This is a genomic window from Pseudomonas sp. 2,4-D (genome assembly GCF_030418155.1).
GTDB classification, from domain to species: domain Bacteria; phylum Pseudomonadota; class Gammaproteobacteria; order Pseudomonadales; family Pseudomonadaceae; genus Aquipseudomonas; species Aquipseudomonas alloputida.
Map to the genome: position 1 here is coordinate 1 of NZ_JAUHUI010000006.1, position 12,765 is coordinate 12,765.

12 protein-coding genes are annotated in these 12,765 nt (G+C 60.1%); all 12 read right to left on the reverse strand.

Annotated features, from left to right (window positions below; translation table 11 throughout):
• Positions 1-163: 163 nt before the first annotated feature.
• Positions 164-1,087: a DUF4123 domain-containing protein gene (locus QYE47_RS06805; RefSeq protein WP_070383801.1), complete on the reverse strand. Its 924-nt coding sequence runs from the start codon at positions 1,085-1,087 to the stop codon at positions 164-166.
• Entirely contained in the window at positions 1,084-3,252 is a 2,169-nt protein-coding gene (locus QYE47_RS06810; protein ID WP_070383802.1) for a type VI secretion system Vgr family protein, read from the reverse strand. Before QYE47_RS06810 ends, QYE47_RS06805 begins: the two co-directional genes overlap by 4 nt.
• Positions 3,253-3,323: 71 nt before the next feature.
• On the reverse strand, positions 3,324-3,839 hold the full coding sequence (locus QYE47_RS06815; protein WP_070383803.1) for an Hcp family type VI secretion system effector: 516 nt from the start codon (positions 3,837-3,839) through the stop codon (positions 3,324-3,326).
• A gap of 133 nt (positions 3,840-3,972) precedes the next feature.
• Positions 3,973-4,842, reverse strand: coding sequence for a type IVB secretion system protein IcmH/DotU (gene icmH / locus QYE47_RS06820; protein WP_070383804.1), 870 nt, complete (start codon positions 4,840-4,842; stop codon positions 3,973-3,975).
• Position 4,843: 1 nt separating this feature from the next.
• On the reverse strand, positions 4,844-6,181 hold the full coding sequence (tssK, locus tag QYE47_RS06825; RefSeq protein WP_019436872.1) for a type VI secretion system baseplate subunit TssK: 1,338 nt from the start codon (positions 6,179-6,181) through the stop codon (positions 4,844-4,846).
• A gap of 55 nt (positions 6,182-6,236) precedes the next feature.
• Complete coding sequence (gene tssJ / locus QYE47_RS06830; protein ID WP_019436871.1) at positions 6,237-7,034, reverse strand: type VI secretion system lipoprotein TssJ; 798 nt, start codon at positions 7,032-7,034, stop codon at positions 6,237-6,239.
• Positions 7,031-7,600, reverse strand: coding sequence for an FHA domain-containing protein (locus QYE47_RS06835; protein ID WP_070383805.1), 570 nt, complete (start codon positions 7,598-7,600; stop codon positions 7,031-7,033). The genes tssJ and QYE47_RS06835 overlap by 4 nt, the downstream gene beginning before the upstream one ends.
• Positions 7,597-8,613 carry a type VI secretion system baseplate subunit TssG gene (tssG, locus tag QYE47_RS06840; protein WP_070383806.1) on the reverse strand — a complete coding sequence of 339 codons (1,017 nt, stop codon included), beginning with the start codon at positions 8,611-8,613 and terminating at the stop codon, positions 7,597-7,599. The genes QYE47_RS06835 and tssG overlap by 4 nt, the downstream gene beginning before the upstream one ends.
• Entirely contained in the window at positions 8,577-10,343 is a 1,767-nt protein-coding gene (tssF, locus tag QYE47_RS06845; RefSeq protein ID WP_019436868.1) for a type VI secretion system baseplate subunit TssF, read from the reverse strand. Before tssF ends, tssG begins: the two co-directional genes overlap by 37 nt.
• A 3-nt stretch (positions 10,344-10,346) precedes the next feature.
• Complete coding sequence (gene tssE, locus QYE47_RS06850; protein ID WP_010953542.1) at positions 10,347-10,757, reverse strand: type VI secretion system baseplate subunit TssE; 411 nt, start codon at positions 10,755-10,757, stop codon at positions 10,347-10,349.
• The gene (gene tssC, locus QYE47_RS06855; RefSeq protein WP_019436866.1) at positions 10,754-12,244 is read right to left on the reverse strand and encodes a type VI secretion system contractile sheath large subunit; all 1,491 of its coding nucleotides are present in this window, start codon (positions 12,242-12,244) and stop codon (positions 10,754-10,756) included. The genes tssE and tssC overlap by 4 nt, the downstream gene beginning before the upstream one ends.
• Before the next feature lie 17 nt (positions 12,245-12,261).
• Entirely contained in the window at positions 12,262-12,765 is a 504-nt protein-coding gene (gene tssB, locus QYE47_RS06860; RefSeq protein WP_014591436.1) for a type VI secretion system contractile sheath small subunit, read from the reverse strand.

Sequence of the window (12,765 nt, forward strand, 5' to 3'; positions counted from 1 at the left end):
CGAGTGCTGCAGCGTGGGGAAGCCTTGTTCCAGGTTGAAGCCTGCATCGGCATAGCGGCAGGCGGGGGCGTCGCCGGTGCGGGGCACGATGGCGTAGCGCACTGGCAGGATGGGCACGCGTGCGCTGCAGGCAGGGCCGGAGGTGGCGCTGCTTACGGAGGCGTTAGTCATGGGCAGGCTCCTTGCTTTCGACCAGTGCCTGGAGCTCGCGAAGGCGGGCCTGGGGCGACTCTTCGAGGTTGGTGTAGATTTTTCCCGCCTTGTCATTGCTCATCAGCCACATGTGCCCGGCTAGCAGCCGAATGAATTGGCCCGCAACTTCCTCGCTCCGGAAATTGAGTGCTCTCAGTTGCGGCAGGAGTGTTTCTATCCATAGGCGTATGTCCGCCAAGGTATGGTTGGCATGGGGCGGCATGGCCAAGACCTCATGCGCCAATGAGAGGACAAAGTGCTCGTGCATGCCTGCTTGCAGCCGATCAAGTTCAAGCTGCTGGAGGGTCAAAGGCAGTTCTGATTTTGAGCGGGCAGCAATCGGCTTGTTTTCGTGTGTTTTCCACTCATGAGCCGGCCCCCAGTTGACTCGCCATGCCAACCGAGACACCGGGCCAAGCCAGGCCTTGCGATGGTCGTCGTCCAGCGCATTCAGCCAGGCTGCAAGATGGTCCGGTGTGACATGGTGAGTGGCAACGCTCTGGTCAGGGAGCACGACCTGCACCAGGCTGGTGAAGTGGTCTGCCAGCGCTGTCAGGCCAACCTCGGCATCCAGCGCGATGGCTCCACCGATAGGCATCCAGGTCGTGATTGCATGGGCAAGCAGCTCGTGAGCGCCTGCAACGTCCACCAGCAAAGGCCCAAACTCATGACGGTCATCCAGGGCGCTGCTCTTCCATAACCATGCCTTTTGAGTATTCCGGCTGACAGCGTTGATAAGGTCGATTACCGATGGGGCATAAGCAGGAACCAGTTCACCCTCCTGCGGGATGGGCCGATAGGCCCAGTACTCGATTGTTCTGGTCATGAGCAGCAGAAAGCGGCAGTTATGAGCGAAGTCTTCGCTGCGCGGAGCAGCTGATGACGGTGTAGTCATTGGCCTGACCCTCGGATACAGCGGCAATCGGGCAGGGGGCAGGAACCATCAGGGCGGCGCCCACACAAGCGCTCCAGAGGCTTGCCGGTGTTCGGTGCACTGCTGATGGAAAAGGGGCTTGTCGTCCCATTTGCCGACTTGAGCATCTGGCCGGTGATGCGAATCGTCGGGCTGTCCAGGGTGATGCCTGTTTCGTCGATTCGAATGGAGCCACCAGGGCCTTGGATGACCACGGCTTCCGATGCTCGAAGTTCATAACGGCGAGTACGTCTACGGATATCCCCACGGGCTTCCAGCTCGGCATGCCCTTCGACCCGTTGCTCGAAGTTGCCACCGATACGGGTGTGGTGATTGGCGGCGATCTGGTCGTGACGGTGATTGCCGATGTTTTCGACACGGTCCTTGGCGATCCTGATCGTGTGGTTTCTGCCGATGTCGAGCGCGGCGTCCTGCCCGATGGTGATGTGCTCGTCATTGCCAACCGTTTCCGTACGGTCGTGGCCGATCAGGATCGATTCGTCGTTATCGACCTGCTCTTTGCGGTCATTGCCGACCTGCGTAGTCTCATCGTGCTTGACCACATTGTTCTGGTCCCTCTGGGCATGAATGAACACTTCCTCCTGGCCCAGTTCGTCCTCGAAGCGCAGCTCGTTGAAGCCATCGCCCTTGTGGGTCTGGCTCTTGATGGTCATGCGGGTCTTGTGACGGGGAAGGTCGTACGGTGGCAGCTGGTTGCCGCAGTAAGTACGGCCGGTGATCATCGGCTGATCGGGGTCGCCGTTGACGTAGTGGATGATCACGTCCTGGCCAATCCGTGGGATGGCCATCGAGCCCCAGCTGCCGCCGGCCCAGCCTTGGGATACGCGCACCCAGCAGGAGCTGAACGCGTTGTCCTGGCTTTCTCTGTCCCAGGGGAAGCTGACCTTGACCCGGCCCCATTCGTCGCAGTAGATCTCTTCACCGGGCGGCCCCACCACGGTTGCCATGTGCGGGCCGTCAACGCGGGGTTTGGGCAACGGAGCTGGGCGCCACTCGGTTCTGCCTGGCACCAGTACCGCCTTTTGCTCGTAACGTGTGCCCTGGTCGGCCCCGGCAGCTTCTTCCTGCAGGCTGGTGAACTGGCTGCCTTCGTGGCGAACCGTGCTGACCCGCCAATGCACATTCAGGTCTTCGCGCGGGTGGCCGGTCAGGGTGAAGCTCAGGCCTGGTTGCAGGCGCACATCGTCGCCTTGCACTTCGGCAATACGCACGTCATGGCGCAAGCCGGTGATGCGGTTTTCAGTGAACGGCTTGCCAACGGCATCGCGTTTGTAACGGCCGGGGTAGTCGAAGCACTCATAATCCGTGGACTGGTGCTCAAGATAGGGGCCCGAGGCCCTGTGTTCCTGACGATAGGCCGGGTGGGTGAAGGTGTAGTCGCGTTGAACCTGCCGTGCAGTACGCACTTGCTCGCTGTAGCGCAAGCGCCTTAGGCAAGGTTGAGGCTGGTCGCCGCCGTGGTTGGAATGGTACAGCACGGTGTCTGGGGCTGACGGTTCACGCTCACGGTAGAAACCTTCGGCGTCGTCCTCGTGTTTGATGACACCGTGACTTATCAGGCCGAGTGACTGCAGTCTGTCGGTGATGATCAGCTTATGGCGCTTTTCGTTGTGCTCGAAGCGATAGACGAAGCCTTCTTCGGCCGCCAGGCGGGCGATGAACGCCAAGTCCGTCTCACCGGCCTGAACGCAGAATTCGCGCACCTGGTGGTCCAGGCTGGCGCGTATTTCGTACTGGTCGATGCCCTGGCGCTTGAGCATCAGCTCGAGAATTTGCGGGGCGGTCTTGTGCTGGAAGATGCGCCAGTTCGAGCGCAGCCTGGCGCGGGCCAGTTGCGGTTCGACCAAGGCGTGATAGTAAGTACGGTAGAAGCCACTCTCGCCTTGGCTGAAGCTGCTGACCAGGCCATGTACGTAGCGTACGGGGCGGCCATCGTCCCAGATGGTGAACAGCACGGGTTTGTCGAGCAGGTGGCCGAAGTCGACATCGTGTTCGAAGCTGATGAGGTCCAGGGTCAACGTGAACGGTTGACTGAGCGCCTCCTTGAGCTTGAACGACACCACTTCGAACTCAGTGTTGCCCACGAGTGGTTCAAAGCTGTAGCGTAATTCAGATTGGCTAGGCATAAATATCCTTTCGGCCTTCTGAGTATTCGAAAAGCCCAGGCAGCGCGCCTGCCTGGGACGTTTCAGTTAGATCAGGCGATCGGATTGCGCCAGTCGTCAGAGCCTTCGGTATTGGCTACATCGTGAGCCCACGTGATCTTTCGATAAGCCAGGGACACTTCAATCAGTTGGGTGTAGTTTTCATTGTCTTTGTCGAGTGCGTGGGGAAGCACGGTATTGATGCTGACGATGGTGGCGTCTTCGAGCGTGGTGGTGAAAAAATGCTCTTGTTTGCCTTCCGACGAGGTGCGATACCAGCTGACCTCGACCGTTGGCAGCATTTCGCCGGTGGCAAGTGCCTGATACATCAGGGGGGTAGCTTTGTTCAGTGAACTGGTGAATATGAAAGGCTTATGCACGCGCTGGCCACTCGGTTGACCGCTCTGGGGGTCAGTGGGCGTAGTCACCTCATGCTTGATTTCCTGAACCAGAATTTGATCTTCATGGCCTTGTTGGAACACGTTGCCGACGGAGTCAGCGGTGAAGGCGCCAGCGGTGATGTTGCCTTGGGTCTGGCCTACGATCTTGATGTAAGCGGGTGTTGGCATGGCAGTTACTCCTGCGTCCATGTGGGTAAAGCACGCGCACCACGGGTGGCGTGGCCATCGGAAACGATGGGCTTGTCAGCGAGGCAAAAACCTCGCGAATTCGTTGAATTCAGTGGTGCTGTGTCACGGTTGGCTATTGCTGCAAAATGCCGTTCAGCGACTCCAGCACCTCGGTTGTGATCAGGTGCAGGCGGTAGCTGTAGATCCCGTAGGCCACCGCCATGGCGATGGCGGAAATCACCAAGGGGCTCCACCAGGGCCATTGCCGGCTCATGCGGAAGTTGCGTGGGGCCACATTGGTGTAGGGGTCGCAGACTTCTTCGGGGGTAGGGCCGCGCAGTTCGCGGATGATCCCGTGCAGTTGGTGAATCAGTGCGTTGAGTGTTTCTTCGCCTTTCGGCGCGAGCGCGTACTTGCCCTTCAGCCCAAGGCACAGGGCGTAGTACATGAACTCAAGTACGTCCTGGTAACGCTTGGGCTCCTGCATCAGGCGGGTAATCAACGTGAAGATTTTTTCCCCACCCCAGGTCTCGTCGTGGAAGATGCTGAGCAGCGGCTCCTGGCTCCAGCAGCTGCTCTTGCCCCAGGGGCGCTCCATAACGGCCTCGTCTATGAACAGGCACAGACCGTAGGAGTACGCCAGCAACTGAGCCGGCTCGTAACCGTGCTGGCGCAGTTCTTCCTGAATGTTGTCGATCTGGCTGCGTACTTGCTGGTGCACGTCCTGGATGTTCGGCAGCTCGTCCAGCGTACGCAGGCGTATAACCAAGCCGAACAACGGTGATGCGGCATCCAGCATCAGGTTGGCGAAGCCGCCCCGCAGCTGAAATTCCGGGTCAGCGGGGTAGCCTTCGGAAACGGGCTCTGGCTCGGGTTTGTCCGTGGATGCTTGCCCATTGGTTGCCGCAGCCCGGGGGGCGGGTACTGGCTGTTCAAGGGTTGAATCAAGCGCGTTGACTGCAGCGTTGTTTTCATCGGTGGGCGTGTTGTTGTCTTTTCCCATGTCACTCACTCCTGATCGCCCAGAACTGCAGTTCAAGCCCTGGGAAGTCGCCCGCAATGTGGATGCCGAAGCCATTCGCCTTGCTCATGCACGCCCAGGCCGGGTCACGTCGGTCCAGCTCGAAGTAGCTGAAGCCCGCATGGAAGGGCAGATCGCGGGGCGCTACCGGTAAAGGCAACAAAGGGATGCCTGGCAATTGCAGCGGCACCAGGTCATTTAGTGACTCAAGTGAGGTGATCTTTGCTTTCTGGATGAACATCTGGCGCAACGCCTGTGGTGGCATGCTGGCGCGCACGGCGAGGATGAAGTCGGCTTCGTCGATCAGCCGGCGGTCTTCCAGCGTGGTCGTCATCACGCCGAATTGTTCGCTCTCCAGCGGCAGTGAAACAGCGCGCGGCCGCAAGACGGTGCTCAGAGACCGGCGCAAGGTGTCTTCCAGCGGTTTGAAGGAGGTGCGCAGTGCGGTGTGGTGATAGGCGGGGTACTCCTGCGGCAGCCTGTTCTGGTCGGTGAAGGTGACGAATTCGCCGCAGGCCTGGCTCATGCACAGGTACAGCTGCTCGGGGTGCGTTTGCGCTTGCCTGGCCAGATGCTGGAAGCATGGCCACCAACGGTTCATGGCCTGCAACAGGTTGAAGTCGCGAATGTCGGCGATCCCGGACTGGCCCGATGCACCAATCCGCGTGGCAAGGCCGCGCGCCCGCTCGCGCAAGGTATTGGTGATTTCTTCAAGAAACCGCTGCAGCGCTGGCACCGCCCGCACCGAAACGCTGGTGGGGTAGAACGCTTCGTCCAGTTGCAGGCTGCCGTCGGGGCGCCGTTCCAGAATACGTGCCAGGGCCAGGCGGGTGTATGCGCTGCTGTCTTCGGTCTTGCGTTTGAGCTGCAGGTTGGGCACCGCAAGGTCTACCTGCACCAGGTCACCGTCAGCGGTGTGGGTATCCTTGATTTCCTGTGCCTGGGCGGTATAGCGGAAATTGGCTGCATTGTCGGGCCAGCTCACTTCGCGGCCGCCATCGGTACGCAGCGGCAGGCACAGATACACCTCACTGTCTTTGCACGCGTCGTCGCCGATTTCCAGCGGCGGCGGTGGCGGCAGGTCGGCGGGAATGTCGAACACCGTGCCGTCCGGCATCACACCTCGCGCCCGGGTGATGGCGACTTTGCCCAGGCTCAGGTATTCGTCGTTCAACTGAAGTTCGCTGAAGCCGTAGAAGGCTGCATTGAGGCTGGCGAGGCGCTGGTGCAGTGCTGCTTCGCTGGCTCTGGCCGCTTGTTGGAAATGCTGTGGTTTGACGAACAGGCCTTCGGGCCAGAGAACGGGATTGCGTGAACTCATGGGCGCTCCGTGTCAGCGTGAGTAAGCAGGAAGGGCAAAGGGTGATGAGGCGCCATCAGTCTTCTTCCTTGAGCACGATGTGCGTGTCGTTGACCAACACCGACAGCATGATCTGGCGGCCACGCGGCGGAATGCGCAGTACTTGCCGCCAACTGGCGTCTTCATGGCCTCGGTAGTCGGCAATCACCGCAACGAAGCGGGTTTCGGCGTGGATGGGTTCGAACGGGATGTACTTGAACTGACCAGGGCGCAGCAGGTAGTCGTCACTACGGATATAGGTACTGCGTAGCGCCTTGGCCGGGTCCTGCTCCAGTAGCTGGTACACGGTGTTGCGCAGCAGTGAGTCGTCACGCAGTTGCAGGATCGTGATGGCAATGGGCGTAGCGACCAGCGCTGAGGCAACGCTTGTGGTGCGCGGCAAGGTCAACGCCACCTGAGGGTCGTCGTAGCTGCCGGGGCCGCTTTCCTCCAGAGGCGAGCGCGCCGGGTCGCTATCGTCTTCTTCGTCCAGCTCGACGGTGGACATGGCCGGGAATTGCGCTTGCAGGTATTCGAACAGAACCCCGATTTTTTCGGTCAACGCATAGGGGTCGCCAGCACTCAGGGTCACAGCGTAGGGGCTGGGCTCCAGGGCGCTATCCTGTTCGGCTGCGACCTCAAGGCTGTTCGGATTGCCGTTGAGGGTAGGGCTGGCATTGATGCTGAATGCGATCTCGGTCGGGTGATCCTTGGGCGGCCCGATGGGCAACGAGTGGTCCATGGCCACCTGGCTCATTCTGCTCAAAGAGGTGCAGCCGGTGGGCACGACCAGCGCAAGCAGCAGGGTGGCGAGCAGAAGTGGATGAGGCTTCATGGGTATGCTCCGGCAATCAGGCGCTGCAGCGGGCTTTCTCGGAGTGCCCCTTCACCGTCTGCTGCGTCCAGCGCTGCCAGAGGGTCATTCCCCATGGCTGCTTTGAAGACCGAGCAGATCTCGACGGCTGGTTGTGGGGTAGAAGGCTGTGCCGGGCAAGCGGGTGCAGGCCCTTCGGCTAGCAGGCGGTCGAGCATCCTCGGCTCCGGGTTGAACAGGTCCTCCAGCGAGCGTGTGCAGGCCTGACCCTGGGAGTACTGAACCTGTAGGCGATAGGCACCAATGAGAAGCTGGTCACCCTCAACCAGGCGCCTGGGTGGAAGCGGCCCCAGGCTGTTGGCACTGCCATTGACGTAGGTGCGGTGGCAGTGGTCGATCACACAGAAGCTGCCTTCGATCCAGCGGATTTCGCAGTGGATGGGCGCAACGGCCTGATCGCGGTCATTGATCCGCCAGTTTGCTCGCCCGCTGCCGATGGTGCCGCCCTTGCAATCGAACAGGTAGCGAGCAGTAACGCCGTGCTGCAGTTGGTCGAGGTTGGTGATGCTCAAGGTGACTGTGCTCATGTGCGCCCCCGGATACGTACAACCGGGCTGATCTGGCCATGCCGGTCGTCGACGAAGCTGGTCCAGCCCAGGTATGCGGCCTGGCTGCGGTGCAAGCAGAAGGGTGACAACGTGCTCTGCTTGAGGCGCAGTTCCAGGTCATAGGCCAGCCCGTCACGCAGCAGAAAGTCGATCAGTGCACGCAAACGGCCGAAGTTGATGCCGCTGGGCAGCAAGTCCCGCAGCTGCGTCTGGTCGAGTTCGCTGATCACGATGGTGAACTTGCTGCTGCGAGTGCGCGTGCGGCTGCCAATCATGAACGTGCTGCCCAGCTGGCCGTTGGTCCGCCCCAGCCTTGCAAGCTGCCTGGACGGCGTGCCGACTGATCGCGTCTCGAACTCGCGGATGTGCACCTGCTTGAGGTCGAAGCAGTGCGCAATGATGCCGGCCACAGTGCCCGGCGCACGGCTGCGGCTGGCGATCACGCCGGCAAAACTGAGCAGGCGACTCCAGGGCAGCGCCGTGTCGCCTCGCAACTGCTTGTCGTTAAGCCCAAGCAGGGCAAACACGTACTGCGAGAACCCGTCACTGGCACCTGGCTGGAAGCGGATGTAATAGCGGTACTTGCGCCAGATACGGTGCAACAGGCTGAGCAGGTAGTGGTTGAAGAAGTCGAAGAAGGCCGGCCGTACACCGATGCCATGCGCATGTTCATACGCCACCTGTTCCAGGTAATAGGTGGGCAATGGCGAATCGGTGCCGTGCAACCCCAGGAACGTGGCAACGATGCGGTAGCGCTCGTCCTCAGCGGGCATTCGCTGGGCTTTGTACACGTCCGATACAGGAAAGGTCAGCCGTGGGTCGCAGGCCAGGCGCACGCGCAACCGGGTGGCCTTGTCCGGCCAACGCGGCTCCAGGTCATCGCCATGCAGCCCGTGCAACCGCTCCAGCAACTGGAAGAAGTTATACTGGTGCGCTTTGCAGAGCAGCTTGTCGGCTAGATCAGCGGTTGCTTGCCGGTCTGTATTGGCCATGTGTAGTGCTCATTATTGGTGGTGTTGATCACTTCCAGCTGGTGGAAGGAATTGATGCTGGCGTACAGGGCGAAGAAGTGCGCGAGCACACAGCTGAACAGGTACAAATCGCCTTCGCAGAGAAAGGCGGTCTGGTCCAGTTTCAGCCGGGTGTGCAGGCCGCGAATGGGTTGCCCCTTGAAAAGCCAATCCATGGGCTGCGTATGAATGTCGCGCATACCCTCCAGGCGTTTACGGGTGGTGCGAGCCTGCTGGATGTCGTGCAGGGCCATGAAGTCGTAGGCGCGGATCACCGCTTTCAGCGGCTCTACCGAGAGCATGGACAGGTAGTTGAGCGACATGTTGGAGATCAATGCCCACTGCAACTGGCCGTCCAGCACCGGGCGACAGGGGCGGGTGGGGATACAGAGATTGGTGTAGGTGGCCAGCGGCGGCGTAAGTTCGCTCAGGACGTTGATGTCATCCACGCCTAGCGCCAGCGGTAGGTCCCGATTGGTGCAGGTGAGGTCGATGGACGCGGTTTCCAGCTCGCCTATGTAGCTGTTGGCGTCGGCGCGGACAAAGGCGATTCGATGCATGACGCCATTGCCGTGCAGGCATTCTTCCAGCTGGCAGCGGTAATACAGCGCCGTGCGCCCCTGGACGTGCTCGATTTCATGGGCGAATGACTCGAAGGGACGGAAGGTCCGAAGGTGCTCACCCGTGTTCCCGTCAGTCGTCGTTCGGGTGCTGATCACCTGGTCGACACTGAAGATTTCGTAGCTGTGCGGCGCTGTGCCCTTGGGCTTCAGTGGAACCATGGCGTCCTTGCCGGACAGGTCGATGGGCTCGGCGCTGTGCTGGAACAGGTTGACCGCAGGTGCGCAGAACAGGTTGAAATCTGCTTTGCCGACACGCAGCGAGTCGGGTAGCTGGCGCGTGAAGTGAAATTCAAGGTGTACCTGCTGGCTGTCATGAGCTGGCCAGATTTTTTCCAGGCCGGTAACGCTGAAAAAGTGGAAGCGTTGAGGGAACGCGAAGTATTCCTGCAGGATGCGATAGCCATCAAAGACGTTCTGTGGGTAAGGCAGCAAGGCGTCGTTGGAGCTGAACCCTGGGAATGCGATGCTGTTTGCCGGCAGCCGACGAACCTCGCCATTGATGGTCACGCTGACATGGTTGAGATATTGAGAAACCCACAGGTATAGCGTGCGAGCGGTTCGGGTATCGCCGCTGAGGTAAAAGTCGAGGCTGGTACAGCCCAGGCTGTTCAACGGCCGCTCAACCAGTGATTGAAGGCCGATGCAGATCACAGAACTGTCGGATGTCTGGGTGGCTGCCACCGTGTCGATCTCGAACGGATGAATGTTGACCGCTGTACAGGTGCGGAACTCGCAGGCCACGCCGTCTACCGGTTTCGAGAACAGCCGCGACCCCTTTGGGATGCGTTGTGACTGGCTGAGGGATTGCCTCACCGGGCTGAACTTGATGATCGTCGCGCTGGGCAGTGGGCGCAGGTAGTTCGGCCAGAGCAACTGCAGCATGGGATGGGTCAGCTCTGGCAAGTCGTCTTCCAGCTTCAGCCGTAGCTTGGCGGTCAGGAACGCGAAGGCTTCCATCAGGCGTTCGACATCGGGGTCGCTGGCACCTTTGCCAAGTAACCGCGCGAGTTGTGGGTTGTCCTTGGCAAAGTCGTTCCCCAGTTCGTGCAGGTAACGCAGTTCTTCACTGAAACGGTCTCTCAGAGACATCGGTCACCTCACGCGCGTGTAGCGGTTGTGGCCATCGACCAGCAGCTCGAGTTGCAGCTGCTCTGCGTGGTTGTTGACCTGTACCAGGCAATCCAGCCTGAAATGCAGCTCCAGCGGGGCATGGGTATCGGGCACTGCGTTGAGCGTGCGTACCTGTATGCGCGGCTCGAAGCGCTGGAGGGTGCGGCGGATATCCGCGCTCACCTGCACAAGCAAGTCGCCGTTGCTCACGTCATGCCCATTGAAGTCGCGCAGGCCCAGCTCAGGGCTGCTCTGGGAGCACCCCTGACGGGCATTCAGCAGCGTTTCGAGGTGGCGCTTGATGGCGGCGAACTTGTGGGAAGCGCTCTCGCGTCGGGAGGCCTCCCGGCGGGTGCACTGGTCCACCATCAGGCGATCAAAAAGACCACTCATTGCGTATCGAGCCGCCCGACCAGGGAAATCTCGAAGTTCGCGCCCATGTACTTGAAGTGCGGACGTACGGCGAGCGAAACCTGGTACCAGCCCGGGTCACCCGCAACATCCGAGACCTCAATACGGGCGGCACGCAGCGGCCGGCGGCTGCGAACGTCCGCAGACGGATTCTCCTGGTCGGCGACGTACTGCTTGATCCATTTGTTCAGCTCGGACTCAAGGTCACGGCGCTCTTTCCAACTGCCGATCTGCTCGCGCTGCAGCACCTTGATGTAGTGGGCCAGCCGGTTGACGATGAACAGATAGGGCAACTGGGTACCCAGCTTGTAGTTGGTCTGGGCCTGCAGCCCCTCAGGGGTTTTCGGGAAGTGCTTGGGCTTTTGTACCGAGTTGGCGGAGAAAAACGCGGCGTTGTCGCTGTCTTTGCGCATGGTCAGGGCGATGAAGCCCTCTTCAGCCAGTTCGAATTCCTTGCGGTCGGATATCAGCACCTCGGTAGGAATCTTGGCCTGCAACTGGCCCAGGGATTCGTACAGATGGACCGGCAAGTCTTCGACAGCACCGCCCGATTGGGGGCCGATGATGTTCGGGCACCAGCGGTAGCGGGCGAAGCTGTCGTTGATGCAACTGGCTAACAGAAAAGCAGAATTGCCCCATAGGTAGTTGTCGTGCTGCCCGGCGATGTCTTCGTTGTAGTTGAAGCTCTCGATCGGTTGTTCCTGCGGGTGGTAAGCGGAGCGAAGCATGAAGCGCGGCCCGGTCAGGGCGACGTGGCGGGCGTCTTCGCTTTCACGAAAAGCGCGCCACTTGGCATGCCGAGGGCCGGCGAAGAGGTCTTTTATTTCCTTGAGGTTAGGCAGCTCCTCGAAGCTGTTCAAATTGAAGAATTCGGGGGCCGGTGCAGCAAGAAAAGGGGCATGGGACATGGCGCCAACGGAGGCCATGTAACTTAGCAACTTGATGTCAGGGGAAGAGGGGCCGAAGTTGTAGTTGCCTACCATGGCCGCAACCGGCTCTCCCCCGAATTGGCCATAACCCGCGGTGTAAACATGCTTGTAGATACCGCTGCAGGTAATGTCAGCAGCATTTTCGAAGTCGTCGAGCAGGTCCTCTTTAGTGACATGCAAGACTTCAAGCTTGATGTTCTCCCTGAAGTCCGTGCGGTCGACCAGAAGTTTCAGGCTGCGCCATGATGATTCAAGCTGCTGGAACTCAGGCTGATGCAGAATGGCATCCATCTGTTTGCCGAGCATTCGGTCGATCTCGGCAATCATCTGGTCGGCCCGGTGCTTGTTGATCAGTTGATCCGGGTCATTGCTCTTGAGGATTTCGGTGATGAAGGCAGATACGCCCTGCCTGGCAATCTGGTAGCCCTCCTGAGCAGGCACCAGCTTGGTTTCTGCCATGATCTGGTCGAGCAAGGTGGCATTGCTCAATGTGTCGGCCGTTGCGTCTGTGGTGATGGCGGTGCTGCTTGGCTTGGGCATGTGGACGCTCCGTTGTCTCAATCTTGTTCTGGCGCCTCTAGCACCAGGTCCAGTTCTTGGGCGAGCTGCTTACGCGCCTGCTCGTTGTTAAGCAGGTGCTGCAATTGCTTGCGGAAGGCCGGGACGTTACCCAGCGGGCCTTTCAGGGCGACCAGTGCTTCGCGCAGCGCCAGCAGCTTGTTCAGCTCGGGCACCTGGCGCGCGATCCGGTCCGGCCCGAAATCGTTGATGGACCTGAACTGCAGGTGGACGGCCAGTTCGGTATCCGGGGCGGTGCCGAGCCTGGACGGTACCTTTACGTCCAGGCTCACGTTGGCGTCGTTCAACACGCTGTTGAATGTATGTTTATCGATGCGCATGACCTGACGGTCCTCAAGCGCCCGGTTGTCATCCAGGCCGAAGTCGCCCAGCACCAGCATCTTGTGCGGCAGCTCCACCTCAGCCTGCTCATCGCTGGTAGCGGGGACATACTTGATATTGACGCGTTCTTTCGGCGCAACGGATCCCGTATTTTTAGACAT